Raw genomic sequence first — 17,581 nt, 5'->3', positions numbered from 1 at the left:
TCACGTGAGCAAAATGATAAAGAAAAAAGAAGAGAATCCGGCTGCCTATTTATTCCATGAAGGCACCAACTACCGGACCTACGACTACCTGGGATGTCACCGAGACGGCGAAATGAATATTTTCCGCGTGTGGGCCCCCCATGCCGACAAAGTGTACGTCGCCGGCAGCTTCAACAATTGGGAGCCACGCCAGTATGAAGCATATAAAATTACCGAAGAAGGACTGTGGGAATGCCGGATTTCCGGTCTATCTGAATACGATTCTTATAAATTTGTTTTTGAGACAGACGGTAGACTGATTTATAAAGCGGACCCTTATGCTGTCCACGCGGAAACCCGTCCGGGAACCGCATCTAAAATCTACGATATTAACGGGTATCTGTGGGGTGACCAGAAGTGGATGGATAACCGAAAAAACACCCTTCTCTACCACAAACCGGTAAACATTTACGAGCTTCACGCCGGATCCTGGCGGATGTACCCGGACGGCCAGCCCTTTTCCTACCGGAAACTGGCGGAAGAGCTGATCCCCTACATCAAGGAAATGGGATATACCCACATCGAACTGATGCCGCTGGGCGAATATCCCTACGACAAATCTTGGGGTTACCAGGTTACCGGTTATTTTGCTCCTACATCAAGATATGGAACCCCAAAAGACTTTATGTATTTTGTAGACGCCTGTCATCAGCAGAATATTGGCGTTTTGCTTGACTGGGTCCCCGCACACTTTCCCAAAGACGAGTGTGGGCTGTACCGCTTTGATGGTGAGCCCTGTTACGAATATAAGGATCCTCGGAAAGGGGAACATCCCCACTGGGGCACTATGGTTTTCGATTACGGCCGCACCGAGGTGCGCAGCTTCCTTATTTCAAGCGCCTGCAACTGGATTGAAAACTACCACATCGACGGCCTGCGGGTTGACGCGGTAGCATCCATGCTGTATCTGGACTACGGCAAGCAGGATGGCGAATGGATACCCAATGTGAACGGGGGTAAAGAAAACCTGGAAGCCATCGAGTTTCTGCGGCTACTTAATAAATTCGTCTCGGAAAACTACGAGGGTGCCGTGATGATCGCCGAAGAATCCACTGCCTTCCCGAAAGTGACTGCTCCTGTCCCCTATGACGGCCTGGGCTTTACTTTTAAATGGAACATGGGCTGGATGAACGACACTATCCGCTATATGCAGACAGACCCCTTTTTCCGAAAAGGTATCCATGACTGTATCACCTTCAGCATGACCTACGCCTTTTCCGAACATTATGTGCTCCCACTGTCCCATGACGAGGTGGTCCACGGAAAAGGCTCCCTCATCAATAAAATGCCGGGCGAGTATAACGAAAAATTTTCAAACCTCCGGGCTTATATTACTTACATGTTCGCCCACCCCGGCAAAAAGCTGACCTTTATGGGTCAGGAATTCGCCCAGTTTGCCGAATGGAACGAAGAAAAGGAACTGGACTGGATGCTTCTTGACTACGAGATGCACCGAAAGTACCACGCGTTTTCTAAATCTCTCAATGACTTTTACCGCCGCACTCCCGCTCTTTGGGAATGGGATACCGGGTGGGAAGGATTCGATTGGATTTCCTGCGACAACGCTGACCAGAACATCATCTCCTTCCTGCGTCGGGATATGGCGGGGAATGAAGTGGTCGTCGTCTGCAACTTCTCTTCCCTTACTTTAGAGAATTACCTCATCGGCGTTCCCCGCAGAGGGAAATATACCGAAATTTTCACCACCGACGATACCCATTTCGGCGGCGGCGGCATCCGCAACGGCGAAGTATACGCCAAGCTGAAACCTATGCACGGAAAGGACTATTCTCTGAGTCTGACCTTGCCGCCTTTCTCGGCAATATACCTCTATAAAAAGGCAACTGACCCGAAAAAACAGGCCTCCAACAAAAAGCGGACGGCACAGGGCAAAAGGGGACCCAAATCCATGAAAAAAGCGGCAGAGGAGCCTGTTTCCATCCAGGCCGCCTCTCCAAAGTCCATTAAAAAAGTGGAAAAAAAGCAAACCGCTATCAAGACAGTACTAAATTCGCCCAAAGCCATCACTAAAAAAGAGAAAAAAGAAACCGCTATTCAAAAGTCGGACAGAGGGGAAACCGCTCTCAAAACAGTGGAGAAAGAACCCCAGGCAATCCAGAAAGCAGGAAAGCCCATTGAAAAAGCTTCTTCCAGGCAAAACGGCAAGCAGGTGACTAAGAAACCACAGTAAGGCTCCCATTTGGGGAGCCTCTCCCACATTGCTACTACAAGTAAAATAAACGAGGTGTTACAGCATGAAACAGAAAAAAGACATCGTCACCATGCTATTGGCAGGCGGACAGGGCACCCGGCTCTATGTCCTGACAAAAGAAGTGGCCAAACCCGCCGTCCCCTTTGGAGGGAAATACCGCATTATCGACTTTCCCCTGTCGAACTGCGTCAATTCCGGCATCGACACTGTAGGCGTCCTGACCCAATACCGGCCACTGGAGCTAAACTCCTATATCGGAAACGGCCAGCCTTGGGATCTGGACCGAATGAACGGCGGGGTGTATATCCTTCCTCCATACGTCAGCGGCAAGGAAGGCAAGTGGTATAAGGGAACCGCGGACGCCATCTACCAGAACATGAATTTCATCGAGAAATACGACCCGGACAACGTCCTTGTCCTTTCCGGCGACCATATTTACAAGATGGACTACTCTAAAATGCTGGACTTTCACAATAAAAATGGAGCGACCGCTACCATCGCCGTGCTGGACGTCTCTTTAGAAGAAGCCAGCCGCTTCGGCATCATGAATACCAACGAGGATGGCAGCATTTACGAATTCGAGGAAAAACCCAAGCAGCCAAAATCCACCAAGGCCTCTATGGGTATTTATATCTTCAATTGGCCAAAACTTAGAAAATACCTCATTGACGACGAGGCAAATCCCAAAAGCGACAATGACTTCGGCAAAAACATTATTCCCGCCATGCTCCAAAACGGGGAAAAGATGATGGCCTATCAGTTTGACGGCTACTGGAAAGATGTTGGAACCATCGAAAGCCTCTGGGAAGCCAATATGGACCTTCTAAATCCCAAGAGCAACATCAACCTAAACAGCAACCAGTGGAGAATCTACGCCCGCAATGAACCACATCCGCCCCATTTTATCGGCGAACACGCCGACGTGGTGGAGTCCATCGTCACCGAGGGCTGCGATATCGACGGGAAACTTTGGTATAGTGTTTTGTTCTCCGGCGTCACTGTGGAGGAGGGCGCCGAACTCAATTCTGCCGTCGTTATGAGCAATACCGTCATCCAAAAGGGCGCATCTGTCAAATACGCAATTATCGCGGAGGATGCCATTATTGAGGAAGGCGCCGTGGTAGGCGACGATCCCTGCAACTACCCCGATCCCTCGGAATGGGGCATTGCAGTCGTGGGCCGGGGAGCTATCGTGAAGAAAGGCCAGGTCGTAAAACCCAAGGAGATGATCGAGCCGGACGCCAACCGATAAGATTATTCCTACTTTATATAGATGGAGGTACTAGTTATGGCATCACAGACAATGTGTATCCTGTTTTCGGAAAGCTACGGCGTCTCCCCCAACGAACTTGCTTCGGAGCGCACCCTAGCGACCATTCCTTTCGCCGGACGATACCGGCTCATCGACTTTATTCTTTCATCTCTTGTCAAGGCGAAGGTATCCAATATCGGCATCCTCACCAAAGAACACTACGGCTCTTTACAGGACCATCTGGGATGGGGCAAGGACTGGGATCTAGACAGAAAGACTGACGGGCTTAAAATCCTCACTCCCTTTGCCAAGGCGGAAACCGCCAACACCCGAAACCGAAGCGCCATTGATGCGCTGCTGTCAGCGCGGGGCTACATCGAAATGTGTGACGAGGATTACATCATCCTTGCCGACGCCAATCAGGTGATGAACGTGGATTTCACCGCCATGATCAAATCCCATATCGAACGAGAGGCCGATATTACCTTGCTCTACCAGAATCACGACGAGGCTATTTATAACGGCGTCGTTTTGGATTCTGATACCTCTGGCCGGGTTGTGGACGCTTATTTTACCGTCGGACAGGAAAACGAAACCCAAAGCGCCATGCTTAACGTGGTAATCTTTAATAAAAAGCTTTTGCTTTCCCTTCTGGACCGAGCATTTACTTTTGGATGGACCAACCTGGCCAGAGATTTTATCACCAAAAACATCAACAAACTCAATATTTACGGTTTTGAGCACAAGGGCTATTGCGCGGTCATCAACACGGTTGCCGATTATTACCAGGCCAGTATGGATCTCATTAAAAAGGAAGTCCGTAAAGAGCTTTTCTACTCCGATACGCCAGTGCTCACCCATGTAAAAAACAGCGTCCCCACCACCTATGGCTTTGACGGCAAGGTACACAACAGCCTCATCGCCGACGAATGCGAAATCGACGGCGAACTCAATAACTGCATCGTATTCCGCGGCGTCAAAATCAAAAAGGGCGCGGTGCTCAATAACTGCATCATTATGCAGCGGTCGATTATCGGCAGCGGGGCGAAACTCAACTGCGTCATCACCGACAAAGACGTAACCGTTGCGGACAATCATGTACTGTCCGGCTATTCTACCTATCCCTTTGTCATCGCTAAAGGGCAAACCGTTTAAGACTCCACCCAAAAAAGCCTCCGTTTTTGTGCTACTGGCGGCCCTACGCCACTTTTGGCTACGCCAAAACCGGCACAAATTGCGAAGAAAGGAATGATTATTTTTGAAAATATTATTTGCCGCCAGCGAGGCGCTCCCCTTTATCAAGGTTGGCGGCCTCGGCGATGTGGCGGGCGCACTCCCCAAGGCGCTGGTACAAAAGGGGCATGACGTGCGGGTAGTAATCCCCCTCTATTCTTCCATGAAACAGCAAATGCGGGATCAGTGCCAATACATGAAATACTTTTACTTTAACTTCGGCTGGCGCAGCAGCTACTGCGGCGTTTTCACTGCTTTAGTGGACGGTGTTACCTATTACCTCATCGACAATGAGCAGTACTTCAAGCGCCCCGCCCCCTACGGCGAATACGACGACGCCGAGCGGTTCGCCTACTTCTCCAAGGCGGTGTTAGAAATACTCCCCCAGGTGGGATTTTTCCCAGATGTCATCCACGCCAACGACTGGCACACGGCACTGGTCTCCGTCTATCTGGACACCCAGTATCGGCTCATTGAAGGCTATGGAAATATCAAAACCGTCTTTTCCATTCACAATATCGAGTTTCAGGGCAAATACGGCATGGAAATTCTCGAAAGTGTCCTGGGCATCTACAAAGGCCAGGCGAATCTTTTAGAGCATGACGGCTGCATCAATCTGATGAAAGGGGCCATTGAGTGCTCCAATGCCGTGACGACAGTCTCCCGCAGCTACGCTCAGGAGATTTTGAGCCCCTATTTTTCCTTTGGACTCGACCCCATCCTCCGGGCGCGGCAGTATAAACTGACCGGTATTGTCAACGGTATCGACACTGACCTGTTCGACCCCGCTACCGACGTCCATATCCATACCAATTACACCGCCAATACCCCTGACAACAAACGGTTCAACAAGCGGGAATTGCAGCGAGAGATGGGGCTGCCGGAGCGAAACGACATTCCCCTCATCGGCATGGTCACTCGGCTGACACCCCAAAAAGGTGTGGACCTCCTAGAACAGGTCATGGATAAGCTGATGGAATGCGATATTCAGCTCATCGTTTTGGGGACGGGCTATCCCGACTACGAAAACTTCATGCGCTACTGCGAGTACGCCCATCACGACAAGGTCCGTTCCTGTATTATGTTTTCCTCGTCGCTGGCGCAGAAAATTTACGCCGGCGCTGACATGTTTTTGATGCCCTCCCGGTCGGAACCCTGTGGCCTGGCTCAGATGATCGCCCTGCGGTATGGCACCATCCCCATCGTCCACGCCGTGGGCGGCTTAAAAGACACGGTGCACCCCTTCGAGGCGGGAAGCGGGACCGGCAACGGGGTTACCTTCCAGTCCTTCAACGCATATGATATGTTAGACGCTATTTACAGATCCATGACCATATGGTATGATAAAGACCAGCTAAAAACCATTCTCCGAAACGGCATGACGGGAGATTATTCCTGGAATGCCTCAGCGGACGAATACATCCGAATCTACGAGTCGATTCTGTAACGGCTCCATCATCCTCAAGACAATAAAAGGCTTGTGCAAGGAACCGATGCGCATCTCCCGTTATGGGCGGCGCACCGGGTTCCTTTGCTTTTAAAGCAGACATGATAAAAAAGAGAAAGAAAATGCGCCGGATCATTCAGATTTTTGATAAATCCGGCCATATTGGGAAAAATTGAAAAGCAATCTATTTCCGCTTTTTCAGGCGGAAAAATTTACAATGCAAGCGGGGTAATCGAGATGAATCTATCTGTGCAGGAGTTGAAACAAAAACTCGTTAAAACGCTGAAAAGCGAATACGGATACGTACCGGAAGAAGCGACTGACCGCCAGATGTATGGCACCGTCCTCACGGTGGTGCAGGAAATGCTTCTGGACAAACGGGGCGAATACTTAGACAAATTGAAACAAAAGGATCCCAAACGGATCTACTACATGTCCATGGAATTTTTGGTGGGCCGCTCGTTGAAAAACAACCTCTATAATCTCTGCCTGGAGCCGGAGATGAAACGGGCTGTGGCGGAGCTGGGCTTCGATTTAGAGCGAATTTACGATATGGAGCCGGACGCAGGCCTCGGCAACGGCGGTTTGGGCCGTCTTGCCAGCTGCTATATGGATGGGGCTACCACTTTGGGCTACCCTGTCACCGGATTTTCCATTCGCTATGAGTTCGGCATCTTCAAACAGAAAATCGTGGACGGCTGGCAGGTAGAATTTCCCGACAACTGGCTGGAAATGGGTTCTTACTGGCTCACCCCTCGTGTAGATGAAGCAGTGGAGGTCCACTTTGAAGGCAATGTCACCGAACAGTGGAGCGAACAGGGCCTTAAAACCATCCACAGCAACTACTATTCGGTCCGGGCCGTGCCTTACGACCTGCTCATCTCCGGACACAAGAGCGACGCGGTAAACAGCCTGCGTTTGTGGCGGGCGGAATCCGCTGACGCCTTCGATATGAACGAATTTTCCCGCGGCGAATATGTAAAATCAATGGAGAGTGATGCCAAGGCCGCTGCCATCTCCAAAGTCTTGTATCCCGCCGACGACCATATCGAGGGGAAAGAGCTCCGTCTGAGGCAGCAGTACTTTTTCGTCAGCGCCTCTCTTCAGAATATCGTTCAGGCGCACCTGCGCCAGAATCCCACCCTCGATAATCTCCCAGACAAGGTCGTTATCCACATTAACGACACCCATCCCGCTCTCTGTGTGCCGGAACTGATGCGGCTTCTCTTAGACGAATACGGCTACCAGTGGGAAAAGGCCTGGGACATCACCTGCCGCACCCTGGCATACACCAACCACACCGTTATGAGCGAGGCGCTGGAAAAATGGGATCTCAACCTATTCCGCAAACATCTTCCCCGCATCACCACCATCGTAGAGGAGATCAACCGCCGCTTCTGCAATGAAATTTTTGAAAAGTTCCCGGAAAAACGGGGGGCGATTCCTTCCATGGCGGCCATCGGCGACGGCTGTGTGAGAATGGCAAATCTCTGCGTCATCGCCTGTTACTCGGTCAACGGGGTCTCGAAGCTACACTCTGACATCCTCAAAGAAGACCTGTTCAAGGACTTTGACGACATCTTCCCTCATAAGCTCACAAACGTCACAAACGGCATTGCCGCAAGGCGCTGGCTCTGCCAGGGAAATCCCCTGCTGACCAGCATGGTAAAAGAGCTGATTGGTGACGGATTCGAAAAAGATCTGATGGAGCTGAAAAAGCTGGAGCAGTATGAAAGCGACGACACCGTTCTCTCCTGCCTGGGCGACATCAAACAGCGGAACAAAGAAAACCTGGCCCGATATATTTCCAAGGCCAACGGCATCAACGTGGATCCCTGCTCCATGTTCGACGTGCAGGTCAAGCGCCTTCACGAATACAAACGTCAGCTGATGAACGCTCTTCATATCCTTCACCTTTACCTGCAAATCAAGAATCATGGCCTTGAGATGGAGCCCCGAACCTTTATTTTTGGAGCCAAAGCCTCCCCTGGATACTTTATGGCAAAGGAAATCATCCGTTTTATCTGCGGTTTGGGTGATATGATTAACAAGGACAGCAGCATCAGCGGTATGCTAAAGGTGATTTTTTTAGCCGACTACAAGGTTTCTTTGGCTGAGATGATCTACCCCGCCGCTGAAATCAGCGAGCAGATCTCCCAAGCGGGGAAAGAAGCCTCCGGTACCGGCAATATGAAGATGATGCTCAACGGCGCTCTGACTTTGGGTACCATGGACGGCGCCAACATCGAGATTTACGAGCAGGTTGGCAAAGATAATATCTTCATTTTCGGCATGGATACCCCGGAAGTCAACCGCCTGAAAGCAGAGGGCTATCACCCCCGCAAAGTCTACGAAACCAATCCCTATGTAAAGGAAGTTCTGGATTTTGTACAGAAAGGCGGCATTGAGGGGAAAAACTTCGAGACGATTGTCAGCTATCTTTTGAACAACGACAGCTATATGTCGTTGGCGGACTTTGAAAGCTACCGCCAGATTCATCAGACGGTCAACGACGTCTACAAGGATGCCTGCCGCTGGAACCAGATGTCCCTCCACAACATTGCAAATTCCGGAATTTTCTCCGCAGACCGCAGTATCATGGATTATGTGAACAACATTTGGTATAAATAATATGTAATTATACGCACCGATTGAGAAATTAGCCTCAATCGGTGCATTTTTTTGAAATATATTATATTAATTATAAAATTTAATGTAACTCTTTACATTGCCAAAAAAATCTGCTAAACTGTTCTTATTCTGTTAAAGATGACAAAAATTGGTAGGAGTTGCGTACCAATTGCACAGTTTCTTTGACGGAATTATGACGATTTTTCTAAAAGGAGGTGGCAGAGTGTTTTTCCTACATTTACCGAAAGCTGTAGAAGATGCTTTTGAAAGACGCGGCGTTTCAAAAGACAATATCCTTTATACGGCAAAAGCAGATGTTTCAAAACAGAATAGCTACCAAGAGATCTACCTTGCGCTGACTCCAAAAGAACTTTGCGTTCTTTATGGGAAAGAAAAGCTTGTGCGCAACAAGCAGGGACGCAGGGGAGAAAATGAAATCCTGTACGAAGTGTCCGACTACTGCGCCTTTCCCCTAGAAAAAATCAAAGACGTTCAGATAGACAGGCTGTACACCGTTTCGACTTTCATTTTAAAATTGGAAGCAGAAGAAAAAACGGTATGCAGGCTGTCTCTTTCGTCTGTGGGAATCTTTGAAAAGTTCAAAGAGCGGATCCTCCATACAAGGGATCACCTCCCCATCGACGACAGCGGCCTGAAAGACGAATTCAAATGCTGCCCTATCTGCAAAAGGCTTTACCCCAGCCAGGAACGCAGCGTCTGCCCCAACTGCCTCACAAACGCCTCTTCCCTCAAACGGATGCTGGGCGAATACCGCGCCTATTGGAAGGAATCTCTGCTGATTTTGGCGCTCATCGTCGTCAGCAGCGTTTTAACCCTCATCACCCCGCTCATCAGTTCCCAGATGTTTTACGACGAAGTGCTGACCGCAGGCGGCAAATTTTACGGACAGGTCATCCAGATCGTCCTCTTGATTTTCGCCGTCAAGCTCATCGCTTCACTTTTCAGTTCGGTTTATGGCATCCTGCTCACCAAGGTTTCCATGAAGGTGCTGCACAACCTGCGGGTAAAAATTTTTTCCGCCATGCAGCGGCTCTCTATTAACTTTTTTCTCAGCAAGACCACCGGTACCCTGATGACCCGCATCGACGACGACTCCGACTGGCTCCAATACTTTTTTGTTGAGCTCATCCCCTACTATATCGTCAGCGTCATCACTGTCATCGGCCTTTTGGGAATTATGGCCTCCATCAGCCCTATTTTGACAATAGTCATCCTGATCTCCGTTCTCTTGAGTGCCCTGGTCCTCATAAAAGGGCTCAAACGCTTCCAGCGTTCGGAGCGGAGATGCCACCGTACACTGCGTTCCCTCAAATCAGGTATCACCGATTCTTTGGGAGGACAGAAGGTGGTCAAATGCTTTGCCGGCGAACAGCAGGAAGTCAGCCGGTTTAACCGGAAAAATCAGTTTTATACCGATGTCCGCGTCAACAACTGGAAAATTGCCTCCAAGCTCTTCCCACTGGTGCGGTTTATCTATCGGACAGCGGAAATCGTCCTCTTCGGACTGGGCGCGCTTCTGGCTATGCGGGGGCATCTGACTTTGGGTGGCCTGACCTCCATGGTGGCCTTTTTCTCCATGGCGGTCAACAGCATGGAGTATTTCATCCAGTCCACAGATCCCATTGCCCGCTCCATGGACGCCGCCTCCCGCATGTTTGAGATTCTCGATACCGAGGCTTCGGTCAAGGAAAGCGATACCCCTGTATCCATGTCCCAACTCCGGGGTGACATTAAAGTGGACAATATCTCCTTTGAATACGAGGTGGGCCGTCCCGTCATCAAAAACGTGAGCTTTGAAGTAAAGGCTGGGCAGATGATCGGCCTCGTCGGCAAGACCGGCGCCGGAAAGTCCACTATCATTAATCTGATTGCCCGCCTCTACGACCCGACCCAGGGCGAAATCACTATTGATGGGGTCAACGTCAAGGACATTTCCTTTAGTGACCTTCGGAAAAACATCGGCGTCGTCACCCAGGAAACCTATCTCTTTATGGGAACCATCGCCGACAACATCCGCTACGCCCGCCCCGACGCCACTATGCTGGAAGTCATCGCGGCGGCCAAAGCGGCCTTCGCCCACGACTTTATCGTCGGCTTCCCGGAAGGATACGACACCATAGTGGGTAACGGCGGCACTCAGCTGTCCGGAGGTGAAAAGCAGCGGATTTCCATTGCCCGGGCAATTCTGCAAAATCCCGCCATCCTCATTTTCGACGAGGCCACCGCGGCAATGGACACCCAGACCGAACGGAATATCCAAATGGCCATTGAGGAGCTGCGCCGGGGCAAAACCATCATTTCTATCGCCCACCGCCTCTCCACTTTGCGGGACGCCGACTTTCTGGCTGTCATCGAAGACGGAGAGCTTGCGGAAATCGGTACCCATCAGGAGCTGATTCACTGCAAAGGCGCTTATTTCAAGCTCCACAACATCCAGATGGAGGCGCTGAAATTTATCAACGAAGACGCTTCGTAACGCAATTTTCTCATTCCTGCCTCTCTTATCAAAACATCAGAAAGGAATGGTTTCATGAACGACATTCATTTGCTGGATCCAGCGGAGCTCTTTTTCTCGCTGGATGAAAACGGCATTGTTTCCCTCCGTTATGAGGGAAAGGACTATGCACCGGTACAGCTTATCCGGCTTTTTCCCTTCCGCGCCAAAGACGAATATATCGCCGTCCGAGTGGACAAAGAGGAAATCGGCATCATCGAGAAATTAAGCTCCCTGCCAGCAGACCAGCAAAAATTACTAAACGACTATCTCAGCTATAAATACTTCATCCCGCAGATTCAAAAAGTCGATAAGGTAGAGGAAAAACTCGGCTATGTTTACATGGATATCCACACCCTCATGGGGGATAAGACTATCTGCATCGCCGACGCTTCCACCAATGTGCGTCAAATCAAGGAAGACTATATCACGATTATCGACGTGCAGGGCAACCGATACTATCTGAACGGCCTGGAAGGTTTGGAAAAGAAAACCAGGCGGATCATCGAGCTCTACCTGTAATCTCCCGGGATCGTCATAAAAAGGAGGTGCAGTTTCATGCACTTAATGTCCCCGAGCCATCAGAAAATGGAACAAATCTTGGGACAAACGCTGCAATACAGCCTGGACTACAACCTGAACGTCCACGGCATGCCGACAAGCGGTTCTGTGGCCATCTCCGACGAGGAACTAATTCTTTTCCGGGACGAAATCGCTGTCAAACGCATCCCCCTACAAAATATCAATGAGTTTAAAGTGGTGCAGATGGTAGGCAGCGGCGCACTGCAAATCGTATTAAAAGAAAAAACCGAACAGCTTTGTATTTTCACTCAAGACCTACTGCCCGTGTTTGCTGACTTGGCCAAAATGCTGGAATACCACAGGGAAACCGGTGTCTTCCCGGCTCCGGACGACGAAGAACCGGTGAAAACCTGTCCCAAATGCGGCCTCGTCATACCGGAACAAACCAATATCTGTTTCCACTGCGCTCCCAAGGGCAAATACCTCTGGCGGATCGTCAAACTATCTCTCCGATACAAGGCAACACTGCTTACTGCGTTAGTGGCGACTTTGATTATCCAGCTCCTCTGGGTGGTATTTACCTACATGAAGGGCCTGGTGGTAGACAACTACGTCACTTCGGGCAGTCAGGATTTCACAGGGCTTCTCCTAATGATGGGCGGCTACCTGATTATCCCGCTTTTGCTCTTCGGTTTGGAATACATAAACGAGCGCTGCTCCTCATATACCGCTGCGCAGGTGGGCCGCGACCTGAGAGGGATTCTCTTTGAACGAATCCAGAACCAGTCGATGAAAAACGCTCTCAAGCGTCCTACCGGTGAACAAATCAAGCGCATCGCCAACGACACCGAAAAAGTGCAGGACTTTGTTTCCTACCACGGCAAAGAGGCGGTCGTCCGGGTATTTTCCGTCTCGGTAATTTTAGCCGTCATGTTTTGGATGAACTGGAAGCTCACCTGCTGGATCGTTTTGCCCATCATCGCCGGATTCTTTTTCAGTAGGTTTATCTTTAAACGGATGAACCACCCTTTCCGTATCAACTGGAAATTGTTCAGTAAGATGGAATCGGTACTCTACGACATCCTGAGCGGCATTATGGCAGTCAAGGTATTCGGATCCGAGAAACGGGAAATCAAGCATTATTCAGGCTGCTCGGAAAAATTCGCCCACAGTATGTATGTGGCAAATTTTTACTGGTTCGTCATGTTTCCCGTCTCCACCTTTGTGGTGACGCTGGGCGAATACTTCTACCTTTATTTCGGAGGAAACGATGTGCTGAGCGGCGTGCTGTCCTTTGGCAAAATGGTCACCTTTCTCTCCTGCATCGGACTTCTGTACGCCCCGTTAAACTGGCTGATGCAGCTTCCCCGACAGCTTGCCCAGACCGCGATCAGCGCCGGAAAAATCTTTGAGATCATCGATGAAAAAGAGGATGTCCTAGACCGGGGAAATGCCATTGACAAGGAAATCGAAGGTAATGTGGCCTTTGAGCATGTCCACTTCGGCTACAAGGTCTATAATCCCGTTCTCAAAGACATTAACTTTTCGGTTAAAAAAGGGGAAATGATCGGGATTGTAGGTCCTTCCGGCGTGGGAAAATCCACTATGATCAACTTAATTATGCGGCTCTACGACGTGAGCAACGGTCAGATTCTCATTGACGGCACCGACATTCGGGACATCTCCCAGCACTCACTGAGAAGCCAAATCGGCGTCGTGCTGCAGGAAACTTATCTCTTTGACGGCACCGTCTGGGACAATCTCATCTACGCCAAGCCGGACGCCACCATGGAAGAGGTCGTACAGGCGGCTAAAATCGCCAACGCCCACGATTTCATCTGCAAGATGCCCGACGGTTATCAGGAGTACATCGGCAGCCGAGGCTACAAACTCTCCGGGGGTGAAAAACAGCGCATTGCCATCGCCAGAGCTATTCTCCGTGACCCGAAAATCCTGATACTCGACGAGGCTACGGCATCTTTGGACACTGAAACCGAGAAGATGATTCAAGAAGCCCTCAAAAACTTGACTCGTGACCGCACCACCTTTGCTATTGCCCATCGCCTGTCCACCCTCAGGAATGCCGACCGCCTCATCGTTCTCGACGGAGGACGCATTGTCGAAATGGGTACCCACGAGGAGCTGTTACGGCACAAATCGGTATACTATAATTTGGTTATGGCCCAGCGTCAGACCTCCAAGCTTAGCAAAGAGCCGGCTTAGATATAATGAATATACATAATTTATGTATATAAATGTATATTATTGAATATTTGTCTGATATTATGCATATTAATTGCATAATATCAGACAATTTTCTTTAATTCACATGACCTATCCTGTCTATTTTGCATAAACTTTCACATAATCTGCATTTTATTAATTTTTTCCCTTGCAATTGCAAAACCCCTGTGGTAAAGTATTGATATCAACAAAATAAAAACAGCAACTCCTCACAGAAGTTGCTGAGACAGAAAGGTTGTTTTTACAATGAAAATCAAAAAAATCCTTTGCCTGGCTTTAGCTGCTATGACAGCTCTCGCAATGTCTTCCTGCGGAAACAACGGCGGCTCTTCCAGCGATTCCAGCACGGATGGCAACGGTTCTGATTCCAGCGTGTCCGAATCCTCCAATACCGAGGGCAAAACCTCCATTGATATCATCAAGGAGCAGGGTTACATCACGATGTCCACCAATGCGGAATTCGAACCTTTTGAGTTTATGGAAGGCCAGGAATTCAAAGGCATCGACATTGAAATTTCTCAGAAAATCGCCGACAAATTGGGCGTAGAACTGAAAATCAATAACACTTCTTTCGACTCCCTCCCCATGGAGCTCCAAAGCGGCAAATGCAACTTCGTTGCGGCCGGTATGAGCTACACCGAGGACAAAGCGAAAAATATCGATTTTTCCGATCCATACTTTAATGCTTCCCAGTCCATCATCGTATTGAAAGACAGCGACATCAAAGGTCCTGACGATCTCAAAGGCAAAAAGATCGGCGTACAGTTGGGAACTACCGGCGACACCTACTGCACCGAAAATGTGGAAGGAGCGGAAGTTTCTCGTCTGAACAAAGGCGTTGACGCCGTTTCCGACCTGGTCCGGGGCAGCCTGGACGCCGTCGTCATCGACGATTTCCCCGCTCAGAAACTGGTTGCAAACAACGCTGAAAAAGTCATCAAGCTGGATGATGCTCTCACCGTCGAGGAGTACTGCCTGGCCGTTCCCAAAGGGGACAAAGAAATGCTGGATCTCGTCAATTCCGTCATTAAGGAACTGAAAGACAGCGGCGAACTGGACGAAATCTGCAGCAAGTATATTGATGCTGAATAACGTCTTTCCATTAAATGAATCGTTTGATGGGGATGCAGAAAATCTGCATCCCCATACTTTTGTTTTCTCGGCTGGATAAAAAATAGATACAGCAGGCTAAAATGGAGGAACAACTCCTCAGATAGCGCCTGCTTTGGAAAGGGATGAAAGAAAAAATGAGTTTATGGGAGCAGATTCAGCAAAACCTCATTGAAGGCGACCGGTACATGTACATCGTCAAGGGACTGGGCCTGACGCTGGAAATCACTGTATTCGCCGCCATAATCGGCCTGGTTATCGGCATTCTTCTGGCGTTGATCAAAGTCATGGCTCCGGACAACAAGAAAATGAAGCCACTCGACTGGTTCGCCAGCCTTTATTTGACTGTGGTTCGCGGAACTCCTATGGTAGTTCAGCTTTTCATCATGTATTACATCGTCATAACGGCCCCTCAGGTGTCCAAAGTTTTTGTTGCCATCATTGCCTTCGGCATCAATTCCGGCGCTTATGTGGCGGAAATCGTCCGCGCCGGCATCATGTCGGTGGACAGGGGACAGATGGAAGCCGGACGTTCCCTCGGCCTTAGCAAAAAAACAACCATGGTTAAAATCATCCTGCCCCAGGCGTTTAAAAACATTCTTCCCGCTTTGGGAAACGAATTTATTACCCTCATCAAGGAAACTTCCGTCGCCGGCTTCATCGGCATCCAGGATCTTTCCAAAGCGGGCGACGTCATCCGCAGTCAGACCCAATCCCCCTATATTCCGCTGCTGATGGTCGCTGCTATTTACCTTGTCATTGTTATCGGCCTGACCACCCTGTTGGGCAGATTGGAAAGGAGGCTGCGTAAGAGTGATATGCGTTAAAGACCTAAAGAAAAGCTTCCACACCCAGAATGGGGAAATTCAGGTGCTCAACGGCATCAACCAAACCATCAAAAAAGGGGAAAAGGTCGTCGTCATCGGCCCTTCCGGTTCGGGAAAAAGCACCTTTCTCCGCTGTTTGAACCTGCTGGAGCAGCCCACCTCCGGAGAAGTGTGGTTTGAGGACACTCTGATAAACGATCCCAAGTGCAATGTCAACGCGCTCCGGCAAAAAATGGGAATGGTGTTCCAGCATTTTAACCTGTTCCCCCACCTGACGGTGTTGGAAAACATTATGCTCGCCCCCGTGCAGCTAAAGCTTCAATCCAAGGACGAAGCCCGTGAAAACGCCATGCGTCTGCTCGAACGAATCGGTCTGTCCGACAAAGCAGACGTCTACCCTGCCACCATTTCCGGCGGACAGAAACAGCGCATCGCCATCGTCCGTGCTCTTGCCATGAACCCGGACGTGATGCTCTTCGACGAGCCCACCTCCGCCTTGGACCCCGAAATGGTCGGCGAAGTGCTGGAAGTAATGAAAGAACTGGCCCAAGACGGCATGACCATGGTAGTGGTCACTCACGAAATGGGTTTTGCCAAAGAAGTGGGCACCCGGGTGCTCTTTATGGACGGCGGTTTGGTGTTGGAAGAAGCACCCCCCGCTGAATTCTTTGCAAACCCCAAAAACCAGCGCACCAAAGACTTTCTTTCCAAAGTTCTTTAAAAGAGAAAAGCCCCGTAACGGCAATATACGCCGATACGGGGCTTTTCTATACAATCCGTTTAATTCTCTTCGTTTCTGGGGTCCCGGTCCACAAAATAGTATGGGGCTTCCTGCATTACACGCAAAGCCGTATCCCAAACGCCTTTTGCGTCCAGCAAAAACGCGTCCGCTTCCAGCACTTTTCCCCTCCGCATAAATTTCTCTGGTAAAATTTCTTCCAGCCGGTCGTACCGCTGAATCCACTTTCGGCCGAAATGATGCTGCCTGTGCCGAGCGGTGACCCGTTCCCCGTTTTGCAGCTCAATATTGTACTCCACTTCATAAGGCGTAAGACAGTAGGGGGCTCCCGCCAATTCCTCCACCCCATGCATCGAGGTATTGGGGGACCATCCGCAGCCCAGCATCAGGATTTTCCCGCCCACCTGAGGCAGAAGCCGTAGAGGCGAATGCTCTCCGCAGGGCGTTCGGTCGAAGATGTGATCCTTCGTGAGCGAAACCGCCTCTTTTCCCCACGCAGAAACCGAATGGGACGGATGGACGCTGCGGATCGTGTCCGGCAAGGTCCTAAAAAACTCTGGAATCGCCCCCACGCAGCACCGGGAATCACGATAAGAAAAAAAGTAGGGCGGTTTCACCGAAACATCAAAGGTAAAGGCCGGAAACAGCAGTGTCCCTTCCCTGGAAACCGATTCCTTCATGGCGTCAATGACCGTTTGCGGCCCCCCTTCCACCCAGCCCAGGGCGGAAAGGGACGAGTGGGTAAATACGACGTCTCCCCGCCCGAGTCCAAGCGCCTTCAAATCGTCTATTAGCTTGTCCTTCATATAA

12 protein-coding genes are annotated in these 17,581 nt (G+C 50.0%); 11 read left to right on the top strand and 1 reads right to left on the bottom strand.

What is annotated here, in order from left to right; all coding sequences use genetic code 11:
* The first annotated feature begins 13 nt into the window (after nt 1-13).
* From glgB to H8710_RS11250, 11 genes are all read left to right on the top strand, one after another.
* Complete coding sequence (gene glgB / locus H8710_RS11300) at nt 14-2,230, top strand: 1,4-alpha-glucan branching protein GlgB (protein ID WP_249296124.1); 2,217 nt, start codon at nt 14-16, stop codon at nt 2,228-2,230.
* A 64-nt stretch (nt 2,231-2,294) separates the two neighbouring features.
* Complete coding sequence (locus H8710_RS11295; protein ID WP_249295782.1) at nt 2,295-3,503, top strand: glucose-1-phosphate adenylyltransferase; 1,209 nt, start codon at nt 2,295-2,297, stop codon at nt 3,501-3,503.
* Nucleotides 3,504-3,539: 36 nt separating this feature from the next.
* Nucleotides 3,540-4,658 carry a glucose-1-phosphate adenylyltransferase subunit GlgD gene (gene glgD / locus H8710_RS11290; RefSeq protein WP_249295780.1) on the top strand — a complete coding sequence of 373 codons (1,119 nt, stop codon included), beginning with the start codon at nt 3,540-3,542 and terminating at the stop codon, nt 4,656-4,658.
* 103 nt (nt 4,659-4,761) lie between these two features.
* Nucleotides 4,762-6,183, top strand: a complete 1,422-nt coding sequence (gene glgA / locus H8710_RS11285) for a glycogen synthase GlgA (RefSeq protein ID WP_249295778.1) — start codon at nt 4,762-4,764, stop codon at nt 6,181-6,183.
* 237 nt (nt 6,184-6,420) lie between these two features.
* Nucleotides 6,421-8,814 carry a glycogen/starch/alpha-glucan phosphorylase gene (locus tag H8710_RS11280; protein ID WP_249295776.1) on the top strand — a complete coding sequence of 798 codons (2,394 nt, stop codon included), beginning with the start codon at nt 6,421-6,423 and terminating at the stop codon, nt 8,812-8,814.
* 223 nt (nt 8,815-9,037) lie between these two features.
* On the top strand, nt 9,038-11,311 hold the full coding sequence (locus H8710_RS11275; RefSeq protein WP_249295774.1) for an ATP-binding cassette domain-containing protein: 2,274 nt from the start codon (nt 9,038-9,040) through the stop codon (nt 11,309-11,311).
* Nucleotides 11,312-11,365: 54 nt separating this feature from the next.
* A complete protein-coding gene (locus H8710_RS11270) occupies nt 11,366-11,851 on the top strand; it encodes a DUF1854 domain-containing protein (RefSeq protein WP_249295772.1) in 486 nt (161 codons plus the stop codon).
* Between the two features lie 36 nt (nt 11,852-11,887).
* Nucleotides 11,888-14,074, top strand: a complete 2,187-nt coding sequence (locus tag H8710_RS11265; protein WP_249295770.1) for an ABC transporter ATP-binding protein — start codon at nt 11,888-11,890, stop codon at nt 14,072-14,074.
* Between the two features lie 267 nt (nt 14,075-14,341).
* The gene (locus H8710_RS11260) at nt 14,342-15,187 is read left to right on the top strand and encodes a transporter substrate-binding domain-containing protein (RefSeq protein ID WP_249295767.1); all 846 of its coding nucleotides are present in this window, start codon (nt 14,342-14,344) and stop codon (nt 15,185-15,187) included.
* A 155-nt stretch (nt 15,188-15,342) separates the two neighbouring features.
* On the top strand, nt 15,343-16,032 hold the full coding sequence (locus H8710_RS11255; protein WP_249295765.1) for an amino acid ABC transporter permease: 690 nt from the start codon (nt 15,343-15,345) through the stop codon (nt 16,030-16,032).
* Nucleotides 16,019-16,753, top strand: a complete 735-nt coding sequence (locus tag H8710_RS11250; RefSeq protein ID WP_249295763.1) for an amino acid ABC transporter ATP-binding protein — start codon at nt 16,019-16,021, stop codon at nt 16,751-16,753. The genes H8710_RS11255 and H8710_RS11250 overlap by 14 nt, the downstream gene beginning before the upstream one ends.
* 59 nt (nt 16,754-16,812) lie before the next feature.
* Here H8710_RS11250 and H8710_RS11245 read toward each other — a convergent pair whose 3' ends face one another.
* Nucleotides 16,813-17,577 (bottom strand): AAC(3) family N-acetyltransferase, encoded by a 765-nt coding sequence (locus H8710_RS11245; RefSeq protein ID WP_249295761.1) that lies wholly within the window; start codon nt 17,575-17,577, stop codon nt 16,813-16,815.
* Between the last annotated feature and the right edge of the window lie 4 nt (nt 17,578-17,581).

Source organism: Fumia xinanensis, assembly GCF_014384905.1.
Classification (GTDB): domain Bacteria; phylum Bacillota; class Clostridia; order Oscillospirales; family Ruminococcaceae; genus Fumia; species Fumia xinanensis.
The sequence above is the reverse complement of the archived record's forward strand: the minus strand, read 5'-3'. Positions and strand labels throughout refer to the sequence as shown.

What these genes read in the sequence shown, in the direction of transcription:
- glgB (WP_249296124.1), top strand. Translation starts at nt 14, where the DNA reads ATGATAAAGAAAAAAGAAGAGAATCCGGCTGCCTATTTATTCCATGAA.
- H8710_RS11295 (WP_249295782.1), top strand. Translation starts at nt 2,295, where the DNA reads ATGAAACAGAAAAAAGACATCGTCACCATGCTATTGGCAGGCGGACAG.
- glgD (WP_249295780.1), top strand. Translation starts at nt 3,540, where the DNA reads ATGGCATCACAGACAATGTGTATCCTGTTTTCGGAAAGCTACGGCGTC.
- H8710_RS11280 (WP_249295776.1), top strand. Translation starts at nt 6,421, where the DNA reads ATGAATCTATCTGTGCAGGAGTTGAAACAAAAACTCGTTAAAACGCTG.
- H8710_RS11270 (WP_249295772.1), top strand. Translation starts at nt 11,366, where the DNA reads ATGAACGACATTCATTTGCTGGATCCAGCGGAGCTCTTTTTCTCGCTG.
- H8710_RS11265 (WP_249295770.1), top strand. Translation starts at nt 11,888, where the DNA reads ATGCACTTAATGTCCCCGAGCCATCAGAAAATGGAACAAATCTTGGGA.
- H8710_RS11260 (WP_249295767.1), top strand. Translation starts at nt 14,342, where the DNA reads ATGAAAATCAAAAAAATCCTTTGCCTGGCTTTAGCTGCTATGACAGCT.
- H8710_RS11255 (WP_249295765.1), top strand. Translation starts at nt 15,343, where the DNA reads ATGAGTTTATGGGAGCAGATTCAGCAAAACCTCATTGAAGGCGACCGG.
- H8710_RS11245 (WP_249295761.1), bottom strand. Translation starts at nt 17,577, where the DNA reads ATGAAGGACAAGCTAATAGACGATTTGAAGGCGCTTGGACTCGGGCGG.